Genomic DNA, 21,626 nt, shown 5'->3' with positions numbered 1-21,626 from the left:
GGCAGACCGATGTCGAGCACGATCGCGTCGTAGGGTTCGGTGTCGCCGAGGAACCAGCCCTCCTCGCCGTCGAAGGCGCGATCGACCGCATAGCCCGCCCCTTCCAGCGCGGCGGCGACCTGACGATTGAGATCGCGATCGTCCTCGACAATCAACAGACGCATGGCGTTCGGCCGCCCTCTCGCTCAGTTCTTCGGCGCCGGATCGCGCGCGCTGCGCACGCCGATCAGCTTGCCGGTAGCGGCGTTGGTGACGACGTGGACGAGCCGTCCGTCGCGATGCAGCAGCGCAATCTCGTAAACCAATTCATCGCCATTGCGGCAAAGTTTAGCCGACAGAGCTTCGGCCTTGAACTGGGTCGCCGCCGACTTCAGCGCGGCGAACGGCTCGAGCAGGCGATGGGTCTTGATTTCTTCACGGGTCTCGCTCGGCGGCAGACAGCCGCTTTTGAGCGCGACATGAACTTCGGCCTCGCCGCCGCGGGCCACGCCGACGCCGACGACGGAGAGCGCCAGGGCGAGGACAGTCGTCGACACACGCAGCATGTCGCAGTCTTTCCCCCCGCCCCTGAATGAGCGATGAATGTGCGACTATAGTCGCCCGGCCCGCCGATCGCCAATCCCGCCCTACGGACATGCCCGCATGTTTCGCGACAATTTGATCCGAATCGGACGGTTGGGCGCGCTTTTCGCCCTCGCCGCCGCCATCTTGTCCGCCGCGCCGGCGGGCGCGGTGGTGGGCCCGAGCGAATCGGGCGCGCGCTTCGCCGACCATCTCGTCATGGTGCTGTCGCGCGGCGGCGACCGCGAGGGCTTCTGCACCGGGATCGTCCTTGGGCCGCGCTTCGTGCTCACCGCGGCCCATTGCCTGCGGCCGACGCGCGACATGGCGATCGTCTATCGCGACGCGAGCGGCAAGCCGGTGCTGGTCGCCGTCGCCGCGGCCGAGACCCATCCGCTCTATCGCCCCAACGCCATCGCCGAGCGTCAGGTCTCGATCGACTTGGCGCTGATCGAGACCGAGACGGCGCTCGATCCGCGCTTCGCCCCGGCGCGCCTGGCCGAAGGCGACGGCCCGGCGGTCGGCGACGAGACGATCCTCGCCGGCTACGGGGTCGCGCGCGAAGGAACGCCGTCGAGCGGCGGCGCCTTGCTCAGCGCCCGGCTCAAAGTGCGCGCGCCGCTGTCGCGCATCCTCCTGTGGGCCGAGGACGGCGGAGCGGGCGGCGCCGGCGCCTGCGGCGGCGACTCCGGCGCGCCGCTGTTTCTCGCCGACGGCGAGACGGTGGCGGCGATCGTCGCCTGGACCTCCGGCGCCGAGAGCGGCAAGCGTTGCGGCGGCCTGACCCAGGGCCCGCTCATCGCCCCGCAGCGCGACTGGATCGAAGCGACGCTGGCGCGGTGGGGGCGCTAGGCGCGTCGGGTCGTTGGAATCCGGAGGCTTGCGCCTCGCGGGGCGCGCCGCTCAGCGGTTGTCGTCGCCAGCTCGTCCCGCGACCGCCGCCGTCGCCGCGGCGGACTCCCGGCCGCGATCTCAGGCCGCAAGCCCGACCAGCTTCAGCAGCTCCAGCTTATGCCGGTAGGAGGCCTGAAAAGCCTCGTCCTCCTCGGGAGTGAGGCGGCAGGCGACGATGCGTTGCACGCCGGTTCGGCCGATCACGCAGGGCACGCTCATCACTGCGCCGCTGACGCCGTATTCGCCTTCCAGCAGCGTGCCGACGGGAAGCACGGAACGCTCATTGCCGACAATCGCGCGGATGATGCGAAATACGCTCGCGGCGATGCCATGATTGGTGTTGCCTTTTCCGGCAAAAATATCGAGCCCGATCTGAAGCACCCGCTCGCGCACGGCGGCGCGATCGAGAGGCGGCAGACCGTTCAGAGCGCAATAGGCGTCGACATCGAGCCCGCACACGTTGCACAGGCTCCAGGGAATGAAGCCGGTGTGACTGTGATCGCCGATCACATAGCCGAAGATGTTCTTCGGATCGATCGCCACGTGATCGCTGACAATGCGCATGAAGCGCGCCGTATCGACGATCGTGCCGAGGCTGATCACGCGTTCCTTGGGATAGGAGGAGAAACGCAGCGCCGCCTGGGCCATCAGATCGACGGGATTGGTCACCATCAGCACGATCGCCGCCGGCGACGAGCGCTCCACGTCGGCGATGATCTCGCGAATGACGCGGCTGTTCACGCCCGCGAGCGAATCGCGAGTTTCCCCCTGCTTGAGCTGCGCGCCGGCGGTGACGACCACGAGGTCGCTGCCGGCGGCGTCGGCGTAGTCGCCAGCGCAGAGCCGCGGGTTCTGGGCGTAGATGAACGAGGCGACATGGGAAAAGTCCCAAATCTCCGCCTGCGCCTTTCTCGCCGCGCTGTCGACGGCCACGATTTCGCTCGCCACGCCCGCGTTGAGGAGGAAGCTCACCACTTCCGTTCCGACCGCCCCCATGCCGATAATCGATATCTTCATCGGAAGTCCTTTTGTCGCCGGCGGAAGGAGCGGCGCGCCCTGAAAAACCCGCGACGCCCGTCTGAGCCGACAGGCGTCGCAATTAGCGCCGAACGGGGCGCGGCGGCCGGTTCGGCCATTTGACGATCCGATCGCCCAGGTCTTCGGCCGACATGTCGTCCTCGCTCGCCGAAACCCGCCCCCTGACCGACACTCCGGCCTGGTGCACAGTCTCCTGCGTTCCGGACACCAGCGGATGCCACCAGGCCAGGCCGCGCCCCTCGGCGAGGCGGCGGTAGGCGCAGGTGACCGGCAGCCAGCTCAGGCTGCGCACCGTCTCCGGGGTGAGCTTGACGCAATCGGAGACGCGGCTCTGCCGGCGGCGATAGTCGCGGCAGCGGCAAGTCTTGGCGTCGAGCAATGTACAGCCGACGTCCGTAAAGTGGATTTCGGCGGTGTCGGCGTCCTCGAGCTTGACCAAGCAGCAGCGCGCGCAGCCGTCGCACAGGCTCTCCCATTCCCTGCGGGTCATCTCTTCGAGCGTCTTGACTTCCCAGAACGGCGGCGTCTCGGCGGGGCGCTCGACCATGGCCTGTTCCCTTGCGCGGCCGGTCCGCCCGGCGCGGCCTGCCAGTTCGCTTGGCGCGCCCCGCGCGGCGCGTCAAGTCGTTCAAATTGCGGCTGATCGTGCTAAAGATCGCCGCGAGCGCATAACGGAGGCGAAGGCGGGTGTCGGCCTCGACGCAATTCTCCCGGTGGCGGCGGGGCGTGAAGCGCGCGCTGCTGGCCGTCGACGCCTTCATCGACTCGTCGATGTACGAGGGCGGCCGTCTCTCGCTGGCGATCCTCAAGGCGATTGCGGCCTTCTCGGACCGCCTGCACGTTTCCGGCGTGCGCAAGGCCCTGATCGACCTGACTTGCGAGGGCCTCAATCTCAGCATCGTCGGCCTGCTGGCGGTGCTGGCGCTCGCCCAGCCGGCGTATCGGCTGACCAGCGACGAGGATTGGCTGAAGCGCCAGGACCTCGCGGTGACCTTCCTCGACCGTTACGGCGTCGAGGTCGGCCGCCGCGGCATCAAGCACGACGACGCGATTCCCTTCGACGAACTGCCCGACCATTTCATCAAGGCGGTGCTCGCCACCGAGGATCGGCGCTTCTTCGACCATTTCGGCATCGACGTCATCGGCACGATGCGCGCGCTGACCGTCAACGCCCACGCTGGCGGCGTGGTGCAGGGCGGCTCGTCGATCACCCAGCAGCTCGCCAAGAATCTGTTCCTGTCCAACGAGCGGTCGATCTCGCGCAAGATCAACGAAGCCTATCTGGCGCTGTGGCTCGAGCACCATCTGACCAAGAAGCAGATCCTCGGCCTCTATCTCGACCGCGCCTACATGGGCGGCGGCGCCTTCGGCGTGCAGGCGGCGGCGCAATATTATTTCGGCAAGTCGGCGCGCGACATCAATCTCCCCGAGGCGGCGATGCTCGCCGGCCTGTTCAAGGCGCCAACCAAATATTCGCCCAACGTCAACCTGCCGGCGGCGCGGGCGCGGGCGAACGACGTGCTGAGCAACCTCGTCGACGCCGGCTTCATGACCGAGGGCCAGGTCTATGCGGCGCGGCGCAATCCGGCGACGCCGGTCAGCCAGAGCACCGACACCAGCCCCGACTGGTACCTCGACTTCGCCTTTGAAGAGGTGAAGACGCTCGCCGATTCCGGCAAGCTCGGCGTCGACCGCGTGCTCACCGTGCGCACCGGGCTCGACACCGGGCTGCAGGCGAAGACCGACGCCGTCCTCGAGGACATGCTGCGGGTCAATGCGCCGGCCTACAACGCGCATCAGGCGGCGGCGGTGGTCGCTGACACCGACGGGCTGGTCCGGGCGATGTTCGGCGGCCGCGACTACGGCGAAAGCCAGTACAACCGCGCCACCGACGCGGCGCGCCAGCCCGGCTCGTCGTTCAAGATCTTCGACTATATGACCGCGCTGCTGACCGGCAAGTACCACAAGGACACGACGGTGCAGGCAGGAGGCATCTGCATCGGCGACTACTGCGTGCATAATTTCGGCGGCGAGAGCGGCGGCGCAATGCCGCTCTATCAGGCGCTCGCGCAGTCGTACAACACCGCCGCGATCTGGATCTCGGTGAAGATCGGCGAGGCCTACTGGCCGGCCGGCAAGCCCTATCACCAAGCCAAGATCGCCGAGCTCGGGCGCTCCAAGATCATCGAAACCGCGCGCAAGATGGGGCTGACGACGCCGCTGATCGACACCGTGTCGCTGCCGGTCGGCGCCGACGAAGTGAAGATGATCGACATGGTCGGCGCCAACGCCATGCTCGCCAACGGCGGCAAACGCGCGACGCCCTATGCGGCGATCGAAATCCGCAATTCGCAAGGCAAGGTCATCTACACCCACGAGGCGAACGGAACGCCGCCGGTCCAAGTGCTGCCGGCCGACAAGGTCGCCGAGATGAACAACATCATGACCCACGTCCTCACCGAGGGCACTGGGCGCGGGGCGCAGATCCCGGGTCTCGTCATCTCCGGCAAGACCGGGACGACAAATGGGCCGACCAACGCCTGGTTCAACGCCTTCACCGGCAATCTGGTCGGCAGCGTCTGGTACGGCAACGACGACAACTCGTCGATGACCGGCAGTATGCAAGGCGGCGCGCTGCCGGCGCAGACCTGGCGCGAGATCATGACCTACGCGCACCAGGGCCTCGAGACCAAGCCGCCCTTTGGCGTGCCGCCCTTGGCGAACGCCCAGATCGCCGCCGCGCCGTCGGCCAAGGGCGGCGCCGGCATCGTCGAAGCGCCGCGGCAACTCGGCTTGTCGTCGAAGTCGGCGCACATCATCATCGAGATCGGCGACTACGCCCGCTCGGCGGAGAAGCACGGCGGCATCGAGCCCGCCGCCCGCTACGCGTCCGACGCCGAGGGCGGCGTCGCCGTCGTCCGCGCCGGCGCGACGTCGCCTTAGCGTCGCGCTTGACTTCGCGGGTCGAGCTGGCGATTTTCGCGCCGCGGCCCGACAGCGTTCGCCGCCGAGCCGGCGCGGGACTCCCCACGTGACATTGATCGTCAAAGCACTCGCAGCCGGCGCCATCGGCCTCGCGCTCGGCGTCGCCGTGAGCGGATCGATCCTCGCCGACCCGCCGTTCGGCGCCGTGACGATCGGGGCGTGGCGCGTCGCCGCTACGGCGGGCTCGCTCGACGCCGACCCCTACACGCGCGCCGCGCTGGCGCGCAGCGGCGAGATTCCGCTCGCGCTCGGCGAGGGCCTGAAACTGGTTGCGCGCGTCGACAGCGCCGGGCGGGCGCTCGATCGGCGCTGTCTCTATCGCGTCGGAACGCGCACGCCGGCGGCGCGCTACTGGACGCTGAGCCTCACCGACGCCGACGGCTACCCGGTCGAGAACGCCGCCGGACGCTACGGCTACCGCTCGAGCGAGATCCTGCGCGACGGCGACGGCGGCTTTTCCGTCTATGTCTCGGCGCTCGCCCATTCCGGCAACTGGCTGCCGATCGGCCGTGTCCAGACGTTCGCGCTGGCGCTGCGCCTTTACGACACGCCGCTAGCCGCAAACGCCGGCGGCATCGAGAAGTCGAGCGTGCCGACGATCGAGCGGGAAGGCTGCGCATGACCCTGACCGCGCGTCTGGGCGGCGCGGCGCTGTTCGCCGCGGCCGTCGCCGCGGCGGCGGCGCTCATCCATTTCGCCGTGGTGCTACTCGTCCCGGTCGTCGCCGCGCACGACGCTTACGCGCGCCTCGCCGAGCTCGGGCCGCCGGGAACAACCGCGCCGCTGCCGCGCGCCGGCCCGGACGAGCGGCGCTTTCCCTGGAACGATCCGGCGCTCGCCGCCTCCTTCTGCCGCTTCGACCTCTCGGCCGGACCGCTGCGGGTGAAGGCGTCGGTCGGACGCGCCGGTTTCGCCTCGCTCTCATTCCACACCAGGCGCGGCGCGGTGTTCTATGCGCTGACCGATCGCGCCGCGACGCATGGGCAGATGGAGGCGGTTGTCGTCACGCCGGCTCAATTGCGCAATCTCGTCGCCCACGACGACGAAGACGATCCCTCGCAGGATCTGCGCGTCGTCTCGCCGACCGCCGCAGGTTTCGTAGTCATGCGCGCGTTCAGCGAGCTGCCGAGCCTTTATGCGGCGGCGGCCGACGAGGTTAAGGCGATGACCTGCGCGACCGAGCCGCCGACGCCATGAAGGCGGGACCGCGGATCGACAATTATGGACATTGGCGGCGGTTCCGGCGATGCTTCGGCCGCGACAAAACGCCTATCCGGGAGAGGCTCGTCCGTTGACGACGTTGCTCGTGACGCATCCGGCCTGCTCGGGGCACGACATGGGCGAAGGCCATCCCGAACGGCCTGAGCGATTGCGGGCGGTCGACCAGGCGCTCGAAGACGAAACGTTCCATTTCCTCGCCCGGGACGCCGCGCCGCGCGTCGCGATCGAAGCGCTGACGCGGGTCCACCGGCTCGATTACGTCGAAGCGATCCAGCGCGCCAGCCCGACCCAGGGCGCGATCCAGCTCGATTCCGACACGGCGATGTCGCCCGGCACCTTCGAAGCGGCTTTGCGCTCGGCCGGCGGAGCGACATTCGCCGTCGACGAGGTCGTCATGCGCCGCGTCGACAACGCCTTCGTCGCCACAAGGCCGCCCGGCCACCACGCCGAGGCGGCGACGCCGATGGGCTTCTGCTTCTTCAACAACGCGGCGGTCGCCGCCCGACACGCCCAGGCGGCCCATGGCGTCGAGCGCGTCGCCATCGTCGATTTCGACGTCCACCACGGCAACGGCACCCAGGACATCTTCTGGAACGATCCGACCGTCATGTACGCGTCGACCCACCAGATGCCGCTCTATCCCGGCACCGGCGCACTCAGCGAGACCGGCGAGCACAACCAGATCGTCAACGCGCCCTTGCGCGCCGGCGACGGCGGCGACGCGTTCCGCGACGCGTTCGAAACGGCGATCCTGCCGCGGCTCGACGACTTCGCGCCCGACTTGCTGATCATATCGGCGGGATTCGACGCCCATTTCCGCGATCCGCTCGGCGGCCTCAACCTCAGCGAGGCTGACTTCGCCTGGGTGACCGAGCGCCTCGTCGCGCTTGCCGCCCGGCGCTGCGGCGGCCGGCTCATCTCGCTGCTGGAGGGCGGCTACGATCTCGAAGCCCTCGCGCGATCGGCGGCCGCCCATGTCGGCGCGCTGATGCGCGGCTGAGACGCGCCCCCTCGCCCCGCTTACGGGGAGAAGGGACGACAACGCCGTGAAGGGTCAATCAGCCGTCGATCGGCTCGATCGCCGAGATCTCGATGCCGAAGCCGGAGAGGCCGACATATTTGCGCGGATTGCCGGTGCGCAGGCGAATCGAGCTGACGCCGAGGTCGCGCAGGATCTGTGCGCCGAGGCCGATCTCGCGCCATTGCGTCGCCCGCTCGCCTTCCGCGCCGGAGGGCGCTGCGCCGGCGAGATTGGCCGGCACGCCCGCCGCGCCGTCGCGCAGATAGACCAGCACGCCGCAGCCGTCGCGCTTGAAGCCCTGCAGCACCGTGTCGATCGAGCCGGCGCCGAAGATGTCGCTGACGATGTCGGCGCGATGCAGGCGCGCCGGCACGCTGCGGCCGTCGCCGACCGTGCCGAGGACGAAGGCGAAATGCAGCACCGTGTCGAACGGCGTGCGATAGGCGTAGGCGGTCATCTCGCCGATCGGGGTCTTGACCGGAAAGCTCGCGACCCGCTCGACCAGATTCTCGCGCGCCTGGCGATAGGCGATCAGCTCGGCGACCGAGATGCGCTTGAGGCCGTGCTTGGCGGCGAAGGCCTCGATCTGCGGCCCGACCATCACCGTTCCGTCGTCGTTGGCGAGTTCGCAGATGACCGCCGCCGGACGCTGGCGGGCGAGTCGACACAGGTCGACCGCCGCCTCGGTGTGGCCGGAGCGCATCAGCACGCCGCCTTCGCGCGCGATCAGCGGGAAGACGTGGCCGGGGCGGACGAAGTCGCTCGCCCCCATGTTGGGATTGGCGAGGGCGCGCACGGTGTTGCAACGCTGCTCGGCGGAAATGCCGGTCGTCATGCCGTGCTTGACGTCGACCGAAACGGTGAAGGCGGTCCCGAGCGGCGCGTCGTTCACCGCCACCATCGGCGCGAGCTGCAGGCGGCGCGCTTCGTCGCCGGTCAACGGCGTGCAAACGATGCCGCAGCCATAGCGGATGATGAACGCCATTTTCTCGGTCGTGCACAACGCGGCGGCGACGATCATGTCGCCTTCGTTCTCGCGATCGTTGTCGTCGGTGACGACGACGATCTCGCCGCGCGCGATCGCCTCGATGGCCTGGCCGACTGGATTCGTCATGTCCGCTCCCCAATTGAACGCGCCCGCGCCGTCGAGAAAGTCGTTCGGCGTCACCGCGCCGCGCGTCTCGGTCAGGATGCGCTGCGCCGTCTCGCGCGATACCCAGGCGCCGTCGGCGCGGCAGAACTGCGTCACCGCCCCGGGCGAGACGCCGATCCGCCGCGCGAAATCGCCGCGCTTTACGCCAGAGCGCACCAGCCAGGCCGCGAGCTTCATGGCCGCAAGCTAATCGCTCAAGCTATTAAGTGCAAGTGAACTGATGTCGATAATTTAGTTATACTAAATCATTTTGACCAGCATTTTGCCGAAATTGCCGCCGTGCAGCAGATCGATGAACGCCTGCGGCGCGCTGTCCAGCCCCTGCCGCACCGTCTCCCGCCAGCGCAGCCGGCCGGCGGCGGCGTGGCCGGCGAGTTCGCCGATCGCCCGTGGCCAGGCGTCGAGATGGTCGGAGACGATGAATCCCTCGACCTTGATGCGCCGGACGAGGAAGATGCGCATGTCGGGCAGCGGCGTCGTCGGGCCCTCGTAGGAGGCGATCAGTCCGCACACCGCGATGCGGGCGAAGTCGTTGAGCCGCCGCAGCGCTTGCAGGAACGGCTCGCCGCCGACGTTCTCGAACACGCCGTCGATTCCCTTGCCCGCCGCCGCTTTCAGCTCTTCGGCGAAGCGCGCCGATTTGTGGTCGACGCAGGCGTCGTAGCCGAGCTCCTCGGTCGCATAGATGCACTTCTCCGGGCCGCCGGCGACGCCGATCGCCCGCGCGCCGGCGAGCTTGGCGAGTTGGCCGACCACCGAACCGACCGCGCCGGTCGCCGCGGTGACCAGCACCGTCTCGCCCGCCTTGGGCGCGATGATTGTGTTGAGGCCCCACCACGCCGTGACGCCAGGCATGCCGAGCGGGCCGAGATAGGCCTGCAGGGGAATCGCTTTCACGTCGACCTTGTTGAGGCCGCGTCCGTCGCTCGAGCCGTAGAGCTGCCAGCCGCCCATGCCGACGACGAAATCGCCCGGCGCGAAGCGCGGGTTCTCGGAGGCGACGACCTCACCGACCGTGCCGCCGATCATCGTCTCGCCAAGCGGCTGCGGCGCGGCGTAGGATTTCGCGTCGCTCATCCGGCCGCGCATGTAAGGGTCGAGCGACAGATAATGGTGGCGCACCACGACCTGCCCCGGCCCCGGCGCCGGAAGCGTGTCTTCGACCAGGCGGAAGTTTCCCGGCGAGACCTTGTCGATCGGGCGCGAGTCGAGCACGATTTTGCGGTTGCGGAACATCGACGGACTCCCTGCGGCGCGTTGGCGAAGCCGATCCGGCGCCGTCCGGCGCGCCCGAAGCGGATTGTCGCAGAGCGCCGGCGAAAAGCCCATTGCCGACTCTTCGCCGAACCGCGCTCAGGCGCCGCCGAACAGCTTCTCGATGAAGTTTCGATCGCGCGGCGCGCGCGGCGCGGGGGCGTCGCCGGCGTTGGGGATGGCGGCGGGCGGCAGCGGCGCGTCTTCGTCTGCGGCAGGCGCGATCGGCCGCCGCGCCGGGGCGAGCGGCGCCGGCGGCGCGTCGGCGCTCTGCGCCGGCCGGCCGATCGCCAACGGCTGGCCGACCAGGGCGGGCGGCGCCGGCGGCGGCGCGTCGGTCGCCGGCTGGTCGGCGTTGCTCCACACGCCCGAGGGCAGCTCGGCCGGCGGCACGCCGTCGAGCGCCGCCTTCATGAAGCGGCTCCAGATTTCGACCGGCAGATTGCCGCCCGAAGTCTTCTTGGTCGGCGAATCGTCGTCGTTGCCGAGCCAGACGCCGGCGACCAGGGCGCTGGTGTAACCAACGAACCACGCGTCGCGCCAATCCTGGCTGGTGCCGGTCTTGCCCGCCGCCTGCCAGCCCGGCAGCTCCGCCTTGCGCGCAGTGCCGGTCAGCAGCGTCTCCTCCATCATCGAATTCATCATCGCGACGTATTGAGGGTCGATGACGCGGCCGAAATTGGCGTTCTTGCGGGCGTAGAGCAGCTTGCCGTTGGCGGTGCGCACGCGGGCGATGACGTGCGGCTGCACGCCGATGCCGCCGTTGGCGAAAGAATCGTAGGCGGCGACCATCTCCAGCGGCGTCACCGCCGAGGTGCCGAGCGCGATCGACGCGTTGGGCTCGAGCTCGGAGGTGATGCCGAGCCGATGGGCGGTGCGCACGACCGTCTTCGGCCCGACTTCCAGCCCGAGCCTGACCGCCACCGTGTTGAGCGACATCGCCAGCGCCTTGGTCAGCGTGACCGGACCGAAATACTCGCGCGAGTAGTTCTCCGGGCTCCAGCCCTTGACCGTGATCGGCGCGTCCTCGCGCACCGTGTCGGGCCTCAGGCCCTTCTCCAGCGCCGCGAGATAGACGAACGGCTTGAACGACGAGCCGGGCTGGCGCTTGGCGGCGACGGCGCGGTTGAATTGACTGTCGGCGTAATTGCGCCCGCCGACCAACGCCTTGACGGCGCCGTCGGGGTCGAGCGCGACCAGCGCGCCCTGCTCGACGCCGTACTTGTCGCCCTTGGCGTCGAGCTCGTCGGTCAGCGCGTGCTCGGCCGCCGCCTGCATGCGCGGATCGAGCGTGGTGGTGACGACGATGTCCTCGTCGATCGCGCCAACCGTGTCGTCGAGCATGTCCATGACATAGTCGGCGGCGTAGTTGATCGAGCCGGCGCTCTTGTCGTGCACGACCTGGGCGGGCGCAGCGAGCGCCAGCTTGGCCATCGCTTCGGTGATGTGGCCCTGCTCGGCCATCGCGGTAATGACCTGCGCGGCGCGCTCGTTGGCGGCGGTCAGGTTGCGGTTGGGCGCGAGCCGGGTCGGCGACTTCATCAATCCGGCCAGCACCGCCGCCTCCGAAAGCGTCACCTGGCGCGCGCTCTTGCCGAAATATTTCTGCGCCGCCGCTTCGACGCCGAAGGCGCCGGAGCCGAAATAGACGCGATTGAGATAGAGCTCGAGGATCTGGTCCTTGGAATATTTGCGCTCGAGCCACAGCGCCAGGATCGCCTCCTGGATCTTGCGCGACAGGGTGCGCTCCTGGGTCAGAAACAGGTTCTTGGCGAGTTGCTGGGTCAGCGTCGAGCCGCCTTCCATGCCGCCGCGCCCGGTCACGTCACGAAACACCGCGCGGGCGATGCCGATCGGGTCGATGCCGAAATGCGAAAAGAAGCGTCGGTCCTCGATGGCGACGAACGCCTTGGGCAGGTAGGGCGGCAACTCGCTCAGGCGCACCGCCGCGCCGCCGGTGTCGCCGCGATTGGCGATCAGCGAGCCGTCGTCGGCGAGAATGGCGATATTGGGCGGCCGCTTCGGCACCGCGAGCTGGTCGATCGGCGGCAACTGGCTGGCGTAATAGGCGAACAGGCCGGCGATGGCGACGCCGCCCCACAGGCCGAAGACGAAGCCCCAGTAGACGAGCCGGCCGAGAAACGAGCGGCGCGGCCGGCGGGCGGCGCGCTCGCTTCGGCCGCCGCGTCCGCCGCGGCCGCGCGATCCCGGACGGTCGGCCGGATCGGCGCGCAGCTCGCCGCCGCCGCGCCGGCGCGGCGCGTCATCCAGTCGCGGTTCGATGCGCTCGCCGCCCCGCCTGCCGCCCCTGCCGAACATCGCGATCCCGCCCGGGACTCGAAAAGATGACGTCGCGCCGAGCCCGACGACGGCTTCGAAGCTAAAGGCGGCGATTTAAGGGCGCGTTAAGCCTGCCGGCGCGCCGACGCCGCTTAGGCCGATTGGCTGGGGACCGCGCGTCTCCGGCCCTTGCGCGGCGGCTGACGCCTTGGCAAAGTCCGCGCCCCGCGCGATAAGGCGGAGCGCTCAACCGCGGCGCGGCGACGCGCTGGGCGAACGCCGCCCGCCGCCGGCAAAAGGCGGCGCGACAGTCCAGGATGCTGCGATGAAGGTCACCATAGAGCGAACGGCCCTGCTCAAGGCTCTCGGCCACGTCCATCGCATCGTCGAGCGGCGCAACACCATCCCGATCCTCTCCAACGTATTGATCGAGGCGCGCGACCGCCAGTTGACGTTGAAGAGCACTGATCTCGACCTCGAGGCGACCGAATCGGCGCCGGCCGACGTCGCCCAGGCGGGCGCGACCACCGTGCCGGCGCACGTCATCTACGACATCGTGCGCAAGCTGCCGGAAGGGGCGCAAGTCGGACTCGAGATGACCGGCGAGGCGGGCCAGCTGCTGGTGCGCTCGGGACGCTCGCGCTTTTTCCTTCAGTGCCTGCCCGCCTCCGACTTCCCCGACCTCACCGCCGGCGAGTTCGCTCATCGCTTCACCCTGCCCGCCGCCGAGCTCAAGCGGCTGATCGACAATTCGCAGTTCGCGATCTCGACCGAGGAGACGCGTTACTATCTCAACGGCATCTTCTTCCACACGGTCGAATCCGGCGGCGCGACGGTGCTGCGCGCGGTGGCGACCGATGGCCACCGGCTGGCGCGGGTCGAGGCGCCGGCGCCCCAGGGCGCGGCCGGGATGCCCGGCGTGATTGCGCCGCGCAAGGCGGTCAATGAAGTGCTGAAGCTGCTCGAGGACCTGACCCAGGACGTCGCGATCGAGATCTCGACCGCCAAGGCGCGCTTCCATTTCGGCGACGTCGTGCTGACGACCAAGCTGATCGACGGCACCTTCCCCGAATACGGCCGCGTCATCCCGAGCCACAACGACAAGCGCGTGACGGTCGAGAAGGACGCGTTCGCCAAGGCGGTCGATCGCGTTTCGACCATCTCGTCGGAGCGCGGGCGGGCGATCAAGCTCGCCATCGCCGACAACAAGATGACGCTGTCGGTCAACAACCCCGACTCCGGCTCGGCGAGCGAGGAGATCGAGGTCGACTACGATTCGACGCCGATCGAGATCGGTTTCAACGCCCGCTACCTGCTTGACATCGCCGACCAGCTCGCCGGCGACACGGCGCTGATCAAGCTATCCGACCCCGGCTCGCCGACGATCATCCAGGACCGCGAAGGCTCGCCCGCGCTCTACGTGCTGATGCCGCTGAGGGTGTAGGCGCGAACTTGTAGACGCGGCCGCTGGCCGCGTCCGGCCGCGCTCACCGCGCGCGGCTACAAAAGGGCGCGGCTACGGGCTCACGCCCTTCCGATTCTGAGCGTGCGCAACGCCATGGCGACGACGGTCTCGCAGCGCGCGGCGAGCGGCGCGGCGGCGGCGTCCTTGTCGAGTTTCAGCGCGATCGGGTGGATGAAGCGGTGGGCCGCGTCGAAGATCAGCGCCATCGCGCGGCGCCGGTCGGTCATGGCGAACGCGCCCGAGGCGATCCCCTCTTCGACCACGCGCTGCATCTCCGACTGCACCCGCGCGCGATGGCGGCGCGCCACCGGCCGCTCCTTCTCCAGCGCCTCGATCAGCAGGTCGAACAGGGCCGGATCGCTCTCGAGCTTCTGGCGATAGGCGCGATGCACCGTCATCAACATGCTCTCGAGCTTGTCGCCCGCCGGCGCCGGGCCGTCGGCGGCTTCGCGCAGGCGCGTCTCGATCGGCCGCAGCCACGAGGCGGAAATCTCTTCGAACAGCGTCGCCTTGGAGGGGAAGTATCGATAGACGTTGGCGTGGGTCATGCCCGCGTCGTGGGCGACGCCGACGATGGTCGCGCGCGCCGCGCCGAACTTGCGAATGTGGGCGCGCGCGACTTCGAGGATGCGCGCCTCGACCGACTCGGGGCCCGAGTTTGGCCGTACGTCCGCTCGATCCACTCGACCTCTCCGACGCCGAGTCGAATGGTCGCACGAATGCCGGCGCCGCGCTACACGATTCAGGTCTCGACGACGCCGTCGAGATCGCGCATCGATGGCGCGCCGTGCGGCTCGGCGAGATAATCGGCCGAACGCATTTCGATCAGCCGCGACGCGCAGCGCGCGAATTCGAACGCCTCCGTTCCCTCGGCCGCTCGATAGAGCTCGTCCGGTTCGGCGTCGGCCGAGGCGATCAGCTTGACTTTCAAGTCGTAGAGCGCGTCGACGAGGGTGATGAACCGGCGCGCGGCGTCGCGTTCGTCGGCCTCGAGGCGCGGGATGCGGTCGACGACGAGCGTATGGAAGTGCCGCGCGAGGGCGAGATAGTCGACGGCGGCGAGCGGGCGGCGGCAAAGCTCGTCGAAGGAGAAACGCGCGACGCCGTCGACCGCCTGCGGCACATGGAGCGCGCGGCCGAGGAGGTCGATCTCGACCGGCTCGCCGCGCGGCGCGCCAGTCAGGTCGCGGAAGGCCGCGTCGAGCGCTCGAGCGGCGCGCGCGTCGGCGGGGCAATAATAGACCGGCGCGCGGGTGAGCTTCATGAGCCGGTAGTCCATCTTGGCGTCGAGCGCGACGACGTCGTTCCTTTCGCCGAGCAGCTTGATGAACGGCAGGAACAAAGCGCGGTTGAGCCCGTCGCGATAGAGGTCGTCCGGCGCGACATTGGACGTCGCGACGACCACCACGCCGGCGGCGAGCAAAGCGGTGAACAGCCGGCCGAGGATCATCGCGTCGGCGATGTCGCGCACCGCGAATTCGTCGAAGCACAGCAGCCAGGCGTCGGCCGCCAGCGCCGCGGCGACGGGCGCGATCGGTTCGTCGCCGGACGCTTCACCAATCCGCCGCTTCTGCCGCCAGCGGTGGACCCGCATGTGGACGTCGGCCATAAACTCGTGGAAATGGACGCGACGCTTGCGCGCGACCGGCGCGGCGTCGAAGAACAAGTCCATCAGCAGCGTCTTGCCGCGCCCGACCGGCCCGTGGAGGTAGAGCCCGCGCGGCGGCGCGGGCGCCCTGGCGCCGATCAGCCGCTGCAGCGCGTTGGCGCGCCGCCCCGGGCGATAGCCGTCGAGCGCGCGCGCGAGCCGATCGAACCGCAGGGCGAGCGCCGCCTGCGCCGGGTCGGCCTCGATCCGCCCCTCGGCGACCATCGCCTCGTAACGCGCGAGCGGTCCGCGCTTCATGCGCTCGGCCTCGCGCCGCGGCGGCGGACAAAAGCGAGAGGCGGGCGACAGCGTGCATTCATCGATCGAAGCCTGGCCGCGCGGCAGGGAATGGTTCGACTCCGGCGGCGGACCGCCTTTTGTCTTTTCGCGCGCCGCAAGTCAAAGGGGCTGGCCGGGCTCGGGCCAAATATGAACGGCACCGCCGGGGCGGCGGTAAGCGACTTGATCTTCTGATGGAATTTATGTACACAATAGTGTACATTATGGTCGGATCGAGTTGGCCGAGGCCGAGCTTCAGTTCGAATGGGACGAGGCGAAGGCGGCCGCCAATCTCCTCAAGCACGGCGTGTCGTTTCTGACCGCCGTGGCGATCTTCGACAATGAAGTGCTCGAGCGGATCGACGATCGCGAGGACTACGGCGAGGTCAGGTTCATCGGCCTCGGCCGCGTCGAACTTGAGGTCTATCGCGTCGTCTACACGTGGCGCGCCGAGAATCTCGTCCGCATCATCAGCGCGCAGAAGGCGGGAAAACATGAGCGAGAAACCTACTATCGCGCGACATTCCCTTAGCGCCGTCCGCGCCATGCGCGCGCGCGGCGAGGATAAGACGCGCGCTGACGCGCCGGAGGCGGAATCGCTCGGCGCGGCCTTCTGGAAGAGCGCGCACGTGCGCATGCCGGCCGGCAAGACGTCGGTCCACCTGCGCGTCGACACCGACATCGTCGAGTGGTTCAAGACCCGCGGCAAAGGTCACCTGACGCGCATGAACGCCGTGCTGCGAGCTTACGTCGACGCGCACAAGTGAGGCGCGCCAACGCGCGCGACTAGGCGGCCGGCGATACCTCGGCGGCGATCTTCTCGCCCAGCTCGCGCTCCGCCAGCGCGAGTTCGTAGGCGGTCTGCAAATTGAGCCAGAAGCGCGCGCTGTTGCCGAAATAGCGAGCGAGACGCATCGCGGTTTCCGGCGAAACGCCGCGCTGAATGTCCGTGATCCGACCAGAGGGCGTGCGCAAGGCCAAAGCCAGCGCGTTGGCCGACAAGTCTCGCGCCGCCATTTCGCGCCTCAGCACGCGACCGGGGTGAACAGCCATCATCGTCGCGCCTCCTCGTTGTCGCGCCTCGGCAGAGAGCGCCGTCGACCTCATGGAAACCAGGACTTCCGAAGCCAAGAGGCTGTCAAGAGACGAAGCCCGCCTTACGGCGGCGCGTCGAAGGCGCGCTCTTGACAGCCTCTCGGCTTCGGAAAAAGACGCTTCCATGAGGCCGACGGCGCGTCAGGCCGGCGGAACGAAGCAGCGATCCGCGACCCAGTCCGCGAGCTTGCGATCCGCCGCTCCTCATGGCCGGCTCACTACACTGAGCCCGCGCCCCGATAGCCCCCGCCGCCGTCCTTGTCTACAATCGGCCAATGACCCAGCCCATTCGTCCCGTCGGCCCCGGCGACCATGTTTTTCTGGTCGACGGCTCGTCGTTCGTCTTTCGCGCCTATTTCCAGTCGATCCGCCAGGACCCGAAGTACAATTACCGCTCCGACAAGCTGCCGGTCGGCGCCGTGCGGCTGTTCGCGGCCAAGGTGCTGCAGTTCCTGCGCGACGGCGCGGCGGGGATCAAGCCGACCCATCTCGCGATCATCTTCGACAAGTCGGAGAATTCGTTCCGCCGCGAGCTCTATCCGGCCTACAAGGCGCACCGGCCCGACCCGCCGGTCGATCTCGTGCCGCAGTTTCCGCTGATGCGCGCGACGGTCACCGCCTTCGGCCTGACGCCGATCGAGCAGGACCGCTACGAAGCCGACGACCTCATCGCCACCTACGCGACCCAGGCGCAGGCGAAGGGCGCCGACGTGCTGATCATCTCGGCCGACAAGGATCTGATGCAGCTCGTCGGACCCGGCGTGGCGATGTTCGACCCCGCCTCAGGGGACCGCGAGGAGCGGCGCATCGGTCCGGCCGAGGTGGTCGACTATTTCGGCCTCGGCGCCGACAAGGTCGTCGACATCCAGGCGCTCGCCGGCGACTCGACCGACAACGTGCCCGGCGCGCCGGGCATCGGCGTCAAGACGGCGGCGCAGTTGATTGGCGAATACGGCGACCTCGACACGCTGCTCGCCCACGCCGGCGAGATCAAGCAGCCGAAGCGGCGCGAAACGCTGACCGACCCCGAGAACATCAAGCTCATCCGCCTGTCGAAACAGTTGGTCAAGCTGGTCACCGACGTCGAGGTCGCCGCGCCGCTCGACGCGCTCGGAACGCCCAAGCTGGAAGCCGAGCCGCTGATCGCCTTCCTCAAGGCGATGGAGTTCACTGCGATCACCAAGCGCGTCGCCGACCTCGCCAGCCTCGACGCGAACGCGATCGAGCCCGACCCGCGCTTCGTCGGCCCCGGCGGCTGGCGCGGCCGCAACGGCGAGCCGGCGGCGCCGGAGGCCGCGACTTCAGCCGACGCGCCCGCCGCCGCTCCCGCATCGGCGCCGACCGCGCCCGCATCGCCCGCCGCCACGGCCCCGACGCACACGCCGCAGACGCTCGCCGCCGCGCGCGCTGCGGAGGCGCGCGCGACGCCGTTCGACGTCGCCGCTTACCAAACTGTCAGCGACGCCGCGACGCTGCAGGCGTGGATCGACCGCGCCGCCGCGGCGGGCGTCGTCGCCTTCGACACCGAGACGACCTCGCTCGATCCGCAACAGGCGGGGCTGGTCGGCGTGTCGCTCGCATTGGCGCCGGGCGAGGCCTGCTACATTCCGATCGGCCACAGCGCCGGCGAGGCCGGCCTGTTCGACGGCGGCGGCCTGCTGCCTGGGCAGATCGGCGAAGCCGAAGCGATCGCGCTGCTGAAGCCGCTGCTCGAAGACCCCGGCGTATTGAAGATCGGCCAGAACGTGAAGTTCGACTGGCACGTGTTCAAGCGGCGCGGCGTCGAGGTCGCGCCCTATGACGACACGATGCTGATCTCCTACGCGCTCGATTCCGGGACCACCAATGACGGCCACGGCATGGACGCCCTGTCCGAGCGCTGGCTCAGCCACAAGACGATCGCGTTTTCCGAAGTCGCGGGCTCGGGCCGCAATTTCATCGGCTTCGCCCGCGTGCCGATCGACAAGGCGACCGCATACGCCGCCGAGGACGCCGACGTGACGCTGCGCCTGTGGCGCGCGCTCAAGCCTCGCCTCGCCGCCGAGCGCATGACGACCGTCTACGAGACGCTCGAGCGGCCGCTGATCCTGCCGCTGGCGCGGATGGAAGAGCGCGGCGTGTCGATCGACCGCGACATGCTCTCGCGCCTGTCGGGCGAATTTGCCCAAGGCATGGCGCGAATCGAAGCCGAAGTGCAGAAACTGGTCGGGGCGCCGTTCAACCTCTCCTCGCCCAAGCAGCTCGGCGACATCCTGTTCGGCCAGATGGGCCTGCCGGGCGGCAAGAAGACCGCGACCGGCGCTTGGTCGACCTCCGCCGGCGTGCTCGAAGACCTCGCCGAACAGGGCCACGAGCTGCCGGCGCGCATCCTCGACTGGCGCCAGCTCGCCAAGCTGAAATCGACCTACACCGACGCGCTGCCGAGCTTCGTCGACCCGCGCACCAAGCGCGTCCACACCTCTTACGCGCTCGCTTCGACCACCACCGGCCGGCTGTCCTCGTCCGACCCCAATTTGCAGAACATCCCGGTGCGCAACGAGGAGGGGCGCAAGATCCGCCGCGCCTTCGTCGCCGCGGCCGGCTGCAAGCTGATCTCGGCCGACTATTCGCAGATCGAGCTGCGCCTGCTCGCCCATGTCGCCGACATCGCCGCGTTGAAGGAGGCCTTCGCCGACGGGCTCGACATCCACGCGATGACCGCCTCCGAAATGTTCGGCGTGCCGGTCAAGGACATGCCGAGCGAGGTGCGCCGCCGCGCCAAGGCGATCAACTTCGGCATCATCTACGGCATCTCCGCCTTCGGCCTCGCCAACCAGCTCGGCATTCCCCGCGACGAGGCGGGGGCCTACATCCGGAAATATTTCGAGCGCTTCCCCGGCATCCGCGACTACATGGAAACGACGAAGAAGCAGGCGCGCGCCGACGGCTTCGTGCGCACGATCTTCGGCCGCAAGTGCCATTTCCCGCGCATCAACGCCGCCAACCCGTCCGAGCGCGCGTTCAACGAACGCGCGGCGATCAACGCGCCGCTGCAAGGCGCCGCCGCCGACATCATCCGCCGCGCGATGGTGCGCATGGACAGCGCGCTCGCCAAGGCGAAGCTCGACGCCAAGATGCTGATGCAGGTGCACGACGAACTGGTGTTCGAGGCGCCCGACGATCAGGTCGAAGCGACGATCGCGCTGGCGAAGACGATCATGATCGAAGCGCCCGAGCCCGCGGTGAAGCTCGGCGTCCCGCTCGCCGTCGAAGCGCGCGCGGCGGGGAATTGGGACGAGGCGCATTGAGGCTTTGAAACGGGGCGGTCGGCCGGTCGGTCGAGGGTTCTTCTTCACCTGCGTGCAGTCGAGCGTCTTCGCCAGTCTCGCCGGCGTGATCCTCGCGGCGCAGTGCGGACTGGCGGCCCCGACCGCTGGCCGAGCTCAATCGGGACCTCGCCAGAGCCTACGGCCTGCCGGTCGAATTCGCCGCGAAGGCGGGAGGGCTCGCCGCCGTCGCTCGCGCCCTCGGCCGCGGCGATCTCGCCTGCGCGCAGATCGCAACCCTGTTGCTGCAAATCCCCGATCCGCCGTCGCTAACGAAAGCGGATCCGGCTTCGCCGGAATTTCTCAATCTTGCGCGCAACTTACAAGCCGGCGGCCTGCTCAATCGAGATTGGGATCCAGCCAAACACCCGCGATGGCCGGCGCATAGCCCTGACAGCGTCGGCGGACGTTTCGCCCCGCGCGATGGCGACGCGGCTGCGGACGCTTCAGCGCGCGACACGTCGCCCATTCAGGCGCAGGTGACGCTTCCCCTACCCTTCGACATTCCGGCCATTGAGCCAATCCCGCTGCCTTCGGAGATCGTGCCGCCGATCGTCGTCCCTGACACGCTCCCGCGCAGCCTGCCGCAGAACCCTTATCCCAGCCGGCCCGAATGCGTGAAAGAATGGGCCGATGCTCGACGCTATTGCCAAGAGCTCAGTGATCGCGGACTTCTGGGCAAGGGTGACTATCGCGGAATGGGAAAGACGGTCGCGCAGTGCATGAGGGCGCAGGTTTCCGAGTCCTGTGGCGGCAACAGCACGAGCGCTTGACGATTTCGACAGTTGGAGTCCCCGCTGATGAAAGAGCCGACGACACCCGAAGAAGTGCTTGAGCTGCACAAGATTCTACGGAAGGACCCGCAGCGCTACCTTCAGATCGCGAATGAGTGGATTCGCGAGAATCCAAAGAGTTCCCACGCCTATTACGGCCGGCATCAGGCTTGGATGAAGATCGGCGAGCCGCATCGGGCGCTCGACGATCTGCACAAAGCGATCGAACTTGCCCCTGGTCAGGCTGCTTTTGAGGCTCGTGGAGACGTTTATCGACATCTCGGAGAATACGAACGGGCGCTCGAGGACTATCAGACGGGCGAAGAGATCGACTCCGCCATGTGGGCAGGAGGGTACGGGTTGTTGTTCCAGGCCGATTGCCATGCGCGCTTGGGCGACGAGGCGGCGGCGCTGGCGTGTTGCGCCCGTATGCCCGACGACTTCTGGACGCCCGGCATCGACGACACCCCGGCCGGCGACAAGGCCGCCGTCGCGCACAGGCTGCGCGTCATCGCGGCCGAAACACGCAGTCAAAGACGCTGACCTCCGACATGGCATAAGATGCGTCTGCGCACGGGGCGACCGAGCGCGTCCCGCCGACATCGGCGCGCTGAAGGAGGCTTTCGCCGACGGGCTCGACATCCACGCGATGAC

The 21,626-nt window shown here is 68.6% G+C and carries 21 protein-coding genes; 11 read left to right on the top strand and 10 right to left on the bottom strand.

The genetic code is table 11. From position 1 onward, the window contains the following. The coding region (locus ABSF49_RS13155; RefSeq protein ID WP_424113105.1) for a response regulator at window positions 1-164 on the bottom strand (164 nt) is incomplete at its 3' end. A 21-nt stretch (window positions 165-185) separates the two neighbouring features. Next, window positions 186-545 (bottom strand): PepSY domain-containing protein, encoded by a 360-nt coding sequence (locus ABSF49_RS13150; RefSeq protein ID WP_424113104.1) that lies wholly within the window; start codon window positions 543-545, stop codon window positions 186-188. 97 nt (window positions 546-642) lie between these two features. Between ABSF49_RS13150 and ABSF49_RS13145 the strand changes: the two genes are divergently transcribed. Continuing rightward, on the top strand, window positions 643-1,413 hold the full coding sequence (locus ABSF49_RS13145) for a trypsin-like serine protease (protein ID WP_424113103.1): 771 nt from the start codon (window positions 643-645) through the stop codon (window positions 1,411-1,413). A 120-nt stretch (window positions 1,414-1,533) separates the two neighbouring features. On the opposite strand, the gene ABSF49_RS13140 is transcribed toward ABSF49_RS13145, so the two are convergent. Both ABSF49_RS13140 and ABSF49_RS13135 read right to left on the bottom strand, forming a co-directional pair. Then, complete coding sequence (locus ABSF49_RS13140) at window positions 1,534-2,472, bottom strand: lactate/malate family dehydrogenase (protein ID WP_424113102.1); 939 nt, start codon at window positions 2,470-2,472, stop codon at window positions 1,534-1,536. Between the two features lie 82 nt (window positions 2,473-2,554). Next, window positions 2,555-3,040, bottom strand: coding sequence for a YcgN family cysteine cluster protein (locus tag ABSF49_RS13135; protein ID WP_424113101.1), 486 nt, complete (start codon window positions 3,038-3,040; stop codon window positions 2,555-2,557). A gap of 179 nt (window positions 3,041-3,219) precedes the next feature. Here ABSF49_RS13135 and ABSF49_RS13130 point away from each other — a divergent pair, with 179 nt between their 5' ends. The 4 genes from ABSF49_RS13130 to ABSF49_RS13115 all read left to right on the top strand — a co-directional run bounded on the left by ABSF49_RS13130 (window position 3,220) and on the right by ABSF49_RS13115 (window position 7,699). Then, entirely contained in the window at window positions 3,220-5,436 is a 2,217-nt protein-coding gene (locus ABSF49_RS13130) for a transglycosylase domain-containing protein (RefSeq protein ID WP_424113100.1), read from the top strand. A gap of 88 nt (window positions 5,437-5,524) precedes the next feature. Next, window positions 5,525-6,100, top strand: a complete 576-nt coding sequence (locus ABSF49_RS13125) for a DUF1214 domain-containing protein (RefSeq protein ID WP_424113099.1) — start codon at window positions 5,525-5,527, stop codon at window positions 6,098-6,100. Continuing rightward, a complete protein-coding gene (locus ABSF49_RS13120; protein WP_424113098.1) occupies window positions 6,097-6,675 on the top strand; it encodes a DUF1254 domain-containing protein in 579 nt (192 codons plus the stop codon). The genes ABSF49_RS13125 and ABSF49_RS13120 overlap by 4 nt, the downstream gene beginning before the upstream one ends. A 94-nt stretch (window positions 6,676-6,769) precedes the next feature. After that, window positions 6,770-7,699, top strand: a complete 930-nt coding sequence (locus ABSF49_RS13115; RefSeq protein WP_424113097.1) for a histone deacetylase family protein — start codon at window positions 6,770-6,772, stop codon at window positions 7,697-7,699. Window positions 7,700-7,757: 58 nt separating this feature from the next. Here the strand turns inward: ABSF49_RS13115 and ribB are convergent, their stop codons facing one another. From ribB to ABSF49_RS13100, 3 genes are all read right to left on the bottom strand, one after another. After that, window positions 7,758-9,050: a 3,4-dihydroxy-2-butanone-4-phosphate synthase gene (gene ribB / locus ABSF49_RS13110; RefSeq protein ID WP_424113096.1), complete on the bottom strand. Its 1,293-nt coding sequence runs from the start codon at window positions 9,048-9,050 to the stop codon at window positions 7,758-7,760. Window positions 9,051-9,113: 63 nt separating this feature from the next. Continuing rightward, entirely contained in the window at window positions 9,114-10,109 is a 996-nt protein-coding gene (locus ABSF49_RS13105) for an NADP-dependent oxidoreductase (RefSeq protein ID WP_424113095.1), read from the bottom strand. Between the two features lie 117 nt (window positions 10,110-10,226). Next, window positions 10,227-12,446 (bottom strand): transglycosylase domain-containing protein, encoded by a 2,220-nt coding sequence (locus ABSF49_RS13100; RefSeq protein ID WP_424113094.1) that lies wholly within the window; start codon window positions 12,444-12,446, stop codon window positions 10,227-10,229. Between the two features lie 286 nt (window positions 12,447-12,732). Here ABSF49_RS13100 and dnaN point away from each other — a divergent pair, with 286 nt between their 5' ends. Further along, window positions 12,733-13,851: a DNA polymerase III subunit beta gene (dnaN, locus tag ABSF49_RS13095; protein ID WP_424113093.1), complete on the top strand. Its 1,119-nt coding sequence runs from the start codon at window positions 12,733-12,735 to the stop codon at window positions 13,849-13,851. Window positions 13,852-13,931: 80 nt separating this feature from the next. On the opposite strand, the gene ABSF49_RS13090 is transcribed toward dnaN, so the two are convergent. Together ABSF49_RS13090 and zapE are read right to left on the bottom strand one after the other, a co-directional pair. After that, window positions 13,932-14,555: a TetR/AcrR family transcriptional regulator gene (locus ABSF49_RS13090; RefSeq protein ID WP_424113092.1), complete on the bottom strand. Its 624-nt coding sequence runs from the start codon at window positions 14,553-14,555 to the stop codon at window positions 13,932-13,934. Between the two features lie 59 nt (window positions 14,556-14,614). After that, entirely contained in the window at window positions 14,615-15,778 is a 1,164-nt protein-coding gene (gene zapE, locus ABSF49_RS13085; protein WP_424113091.1) for a cell division protein ZapE, read from the bottom strand. A 259-nt stretch (window positions 15,779-16,037) separates the two neighbouring features. Here zapE and ABSF49_RS13080 point away from each other — a divergent pair, with 259 nt between their 5' ends. Next, the gene (locus ABSF49_RS13080) at window positions 16,038-16,331 is read left to right on the top strand and encodes a BrnT family toxin (protein WP_424113090.1); all 294 of its coding nucleotides are present in this window, start codon (window positions 16,038-16,040) and stop codon (window positions 16,329-16,331) included. Beyond that, the gene (locus ABSF49_RS13075; RefSeq protein ID WP_424113089.1) at window positions 16,294-16,566 is read left to right on the top strand and encodes a BrnA antitoxin family protein; all 273 of its coding nucleotides are present in this window, start codon (window positions 16,294-16,296) and stop codon (window positions 16,564-16,566) included. The genes ABSF49_RS13080 and ABSF49_RS13075 overlap by 38 nt, the downstream gene beginning before the upstream one ends. Window positions 16,567-16,585: 19 nt before the next feature. Here the strand turns inward: ABSF49_RS13075 and ABSF49_RS13070 are convergent, their stop codons facing one another. Next, the gene (locus tag ABSF49_RS13070; RefSeq protein ID WP_424113088.1) at window positions 16,586-16,855 is read right to left on the bottom strand and encodes a HigA family addiction module antitoxin; all 270 of its coding nucleotides are present in this window, start codon (window positions 16,853-16,855) and stop codon (window positions 16,586-16,588) included. A 314-nt stretch (window positions 16,856-17,169) separates the two neighbouring features. Here ABSF49_RS13070 and polA point away from each other — a divergent pair, with 314 nt between their 5' ends. From polA to ABSF49_RS13055, 3 genes are all read left to right on the top strand, one after another. Beyond that, window positions 17,170-20,181: a DNA polymerase I gene (gene polA / locus ABSF49_RS13065; protein ID WP_424113087.1), complete on the top strand. Its 3,012-nt coding sequence runs from the start codon at window positions 17,170-17,172 to the stop codon at window positions 20,179-20,181. A gap of 260 nt (window positions 20,182-20,441) precedes the next feature. Then, window positions 20,442-20,972, top strand: coding sequence for a hypothetical protein (locus tag ABSF49_RS13060; protein ID WP_424113086.1), 531 nt, complete (start codon window positions 20,442-20,444; stop codon window positions 20,970-20,972). Window positions 20,973-20,999: 27 nt separating this feature from the next. Continuing rightward, window positions 21,000-21,515 carry a tetratricopeptide repeat protein gene (locus ABSF49_RS13055; protein ID WP_424113085.1) on the top strand — a complete coding sequence of 172 codons (516 nt, stop codon included), beginning with the start codon at window positions 21,000-21,002 and terminating at the stop codon, window positions 21,513-21,515. The last annotated feature ends 111 nt before the right edge of the window (window positions 21,516-21,626 follow it).

Source organism: Roseiarcus sp. (assembly GCF_049514155.1).
Classification (GTDB): Bacteria; Pseudomonadota; Alphaproteobacteria; order Rhizobiales; family Beijerinckiaceae; genus Roseiarcus.
This window is presented reverse-complemented; position numbering and strand designations above follow the sequence as displayed.

What these genes read in the sequence shown, in the direction of transcription:
- ABSF49_RS13140 (WP_424113102.1), bottom strand. Translation starts at nt 2,472, where the DNA reads ATGAAGATATCGATTATCGGCATGGGGGCGGTCGGAACGGAAGTGGTG.
- ABSF49_RS13105 (WP_424113095.1), bottom strand. Translation starts at nt 10,109, where the DNA reads ATGTTCCGCAACCGCAAAATCGTGCTCGACTCGCGCCCGATCGACAAG.
- ABSF49_RS13120 (WP_424113098.1), top strand. Translation starts at nt 6,097, where the DNA reads ATGACCCTGACCGCGCGTCTGGGCGGCGCGGCGCTGTTCGCCGCGGCC.
- polA (WP_424113087.1), top strand. Translation starts at nt 17,170, where the DNA reads ATGACCCAGCCCATTCGTCCCGTCGGCCCCGGCGACCATGTTTTTCTG.
- ABSF49_RS13150 (WP_424113104.1), bottom strand. Translation starts at nt 545, where the DNA reads ATGCTGCGTGTGTCGACGACTGTCCTCGCCCTGGCGCTCTCCGTCGTC.
- ABSF49_RS13100 (WP_424113094.1), bottom strand. Translation starts at nt 12,446, where the DNA reads ATGTTCGGCAGGGGCGGCAGGCGGGGCGGCGAGCGCATCGAACCGCGA.
- ABSF49_RS13145 (WP_424113103.1), top strand. Translation starts at nt 643, where the DNA reads ATGTTTCGCGACAATTTGATCCGAATCGGACGGTTGGGCGCGCTTTTC.
- ABSF49_RS13055 (WP_424113085.1), top strand. Translation starts at nt 21,000, where the DNA reads ATGAAAGAGCCGACGACACCCGAAGAAGTGCTTGAGCTGCACAAGATT.
- ribB (WP_424113096.1), bottom strand. Translation starts at nt 9,050, where the DNA reads ATGAAGCTCGCGGCCTGGCTGGTGCGCTCTGGCGTAAAGCGCGGCGAT.
- dnaN (WP_424113093.1), top strand. Translation starts at nt 12,733, where the DNA reads ATGAAGGTCACCATAGAGCGAACGGCCCTGCTCAAGGCTCTCGGCCAC.
- ABSF49_RS13070 (WP_424113088.1), bottom strand. Translation starts at nt 16,855, where the DNA reads ATGATGGCTGTTCACCCCGGTCGCGTGCTGAGGCGCGAAATGGCGGCG.
- ABSF49_RS13075 (WP_424113089.1), top strand. Translation starts at nt 16,294, where the DNA reads ATGAGCGAGAAACCTACTATCGCGCGACATTCCCTTAGCGCCGTCCGC.
- zapE (WP_424113091.1), bottom strand. Translation starts at nt 15,778, where the DNA reads ATGAAGCGCGGACCGCTCGCGCGTTACGAGGCGATGGTCGCCGAGGGG.
- ABSF49_RS13135 (WP_424113101.1), bottom strand. Translation starts at nt 3,040, where the DNA reads ATGGTCGAGCGCCCCGCCGAGACGCCGCCGTTCTGGGAAGTCAAGACG.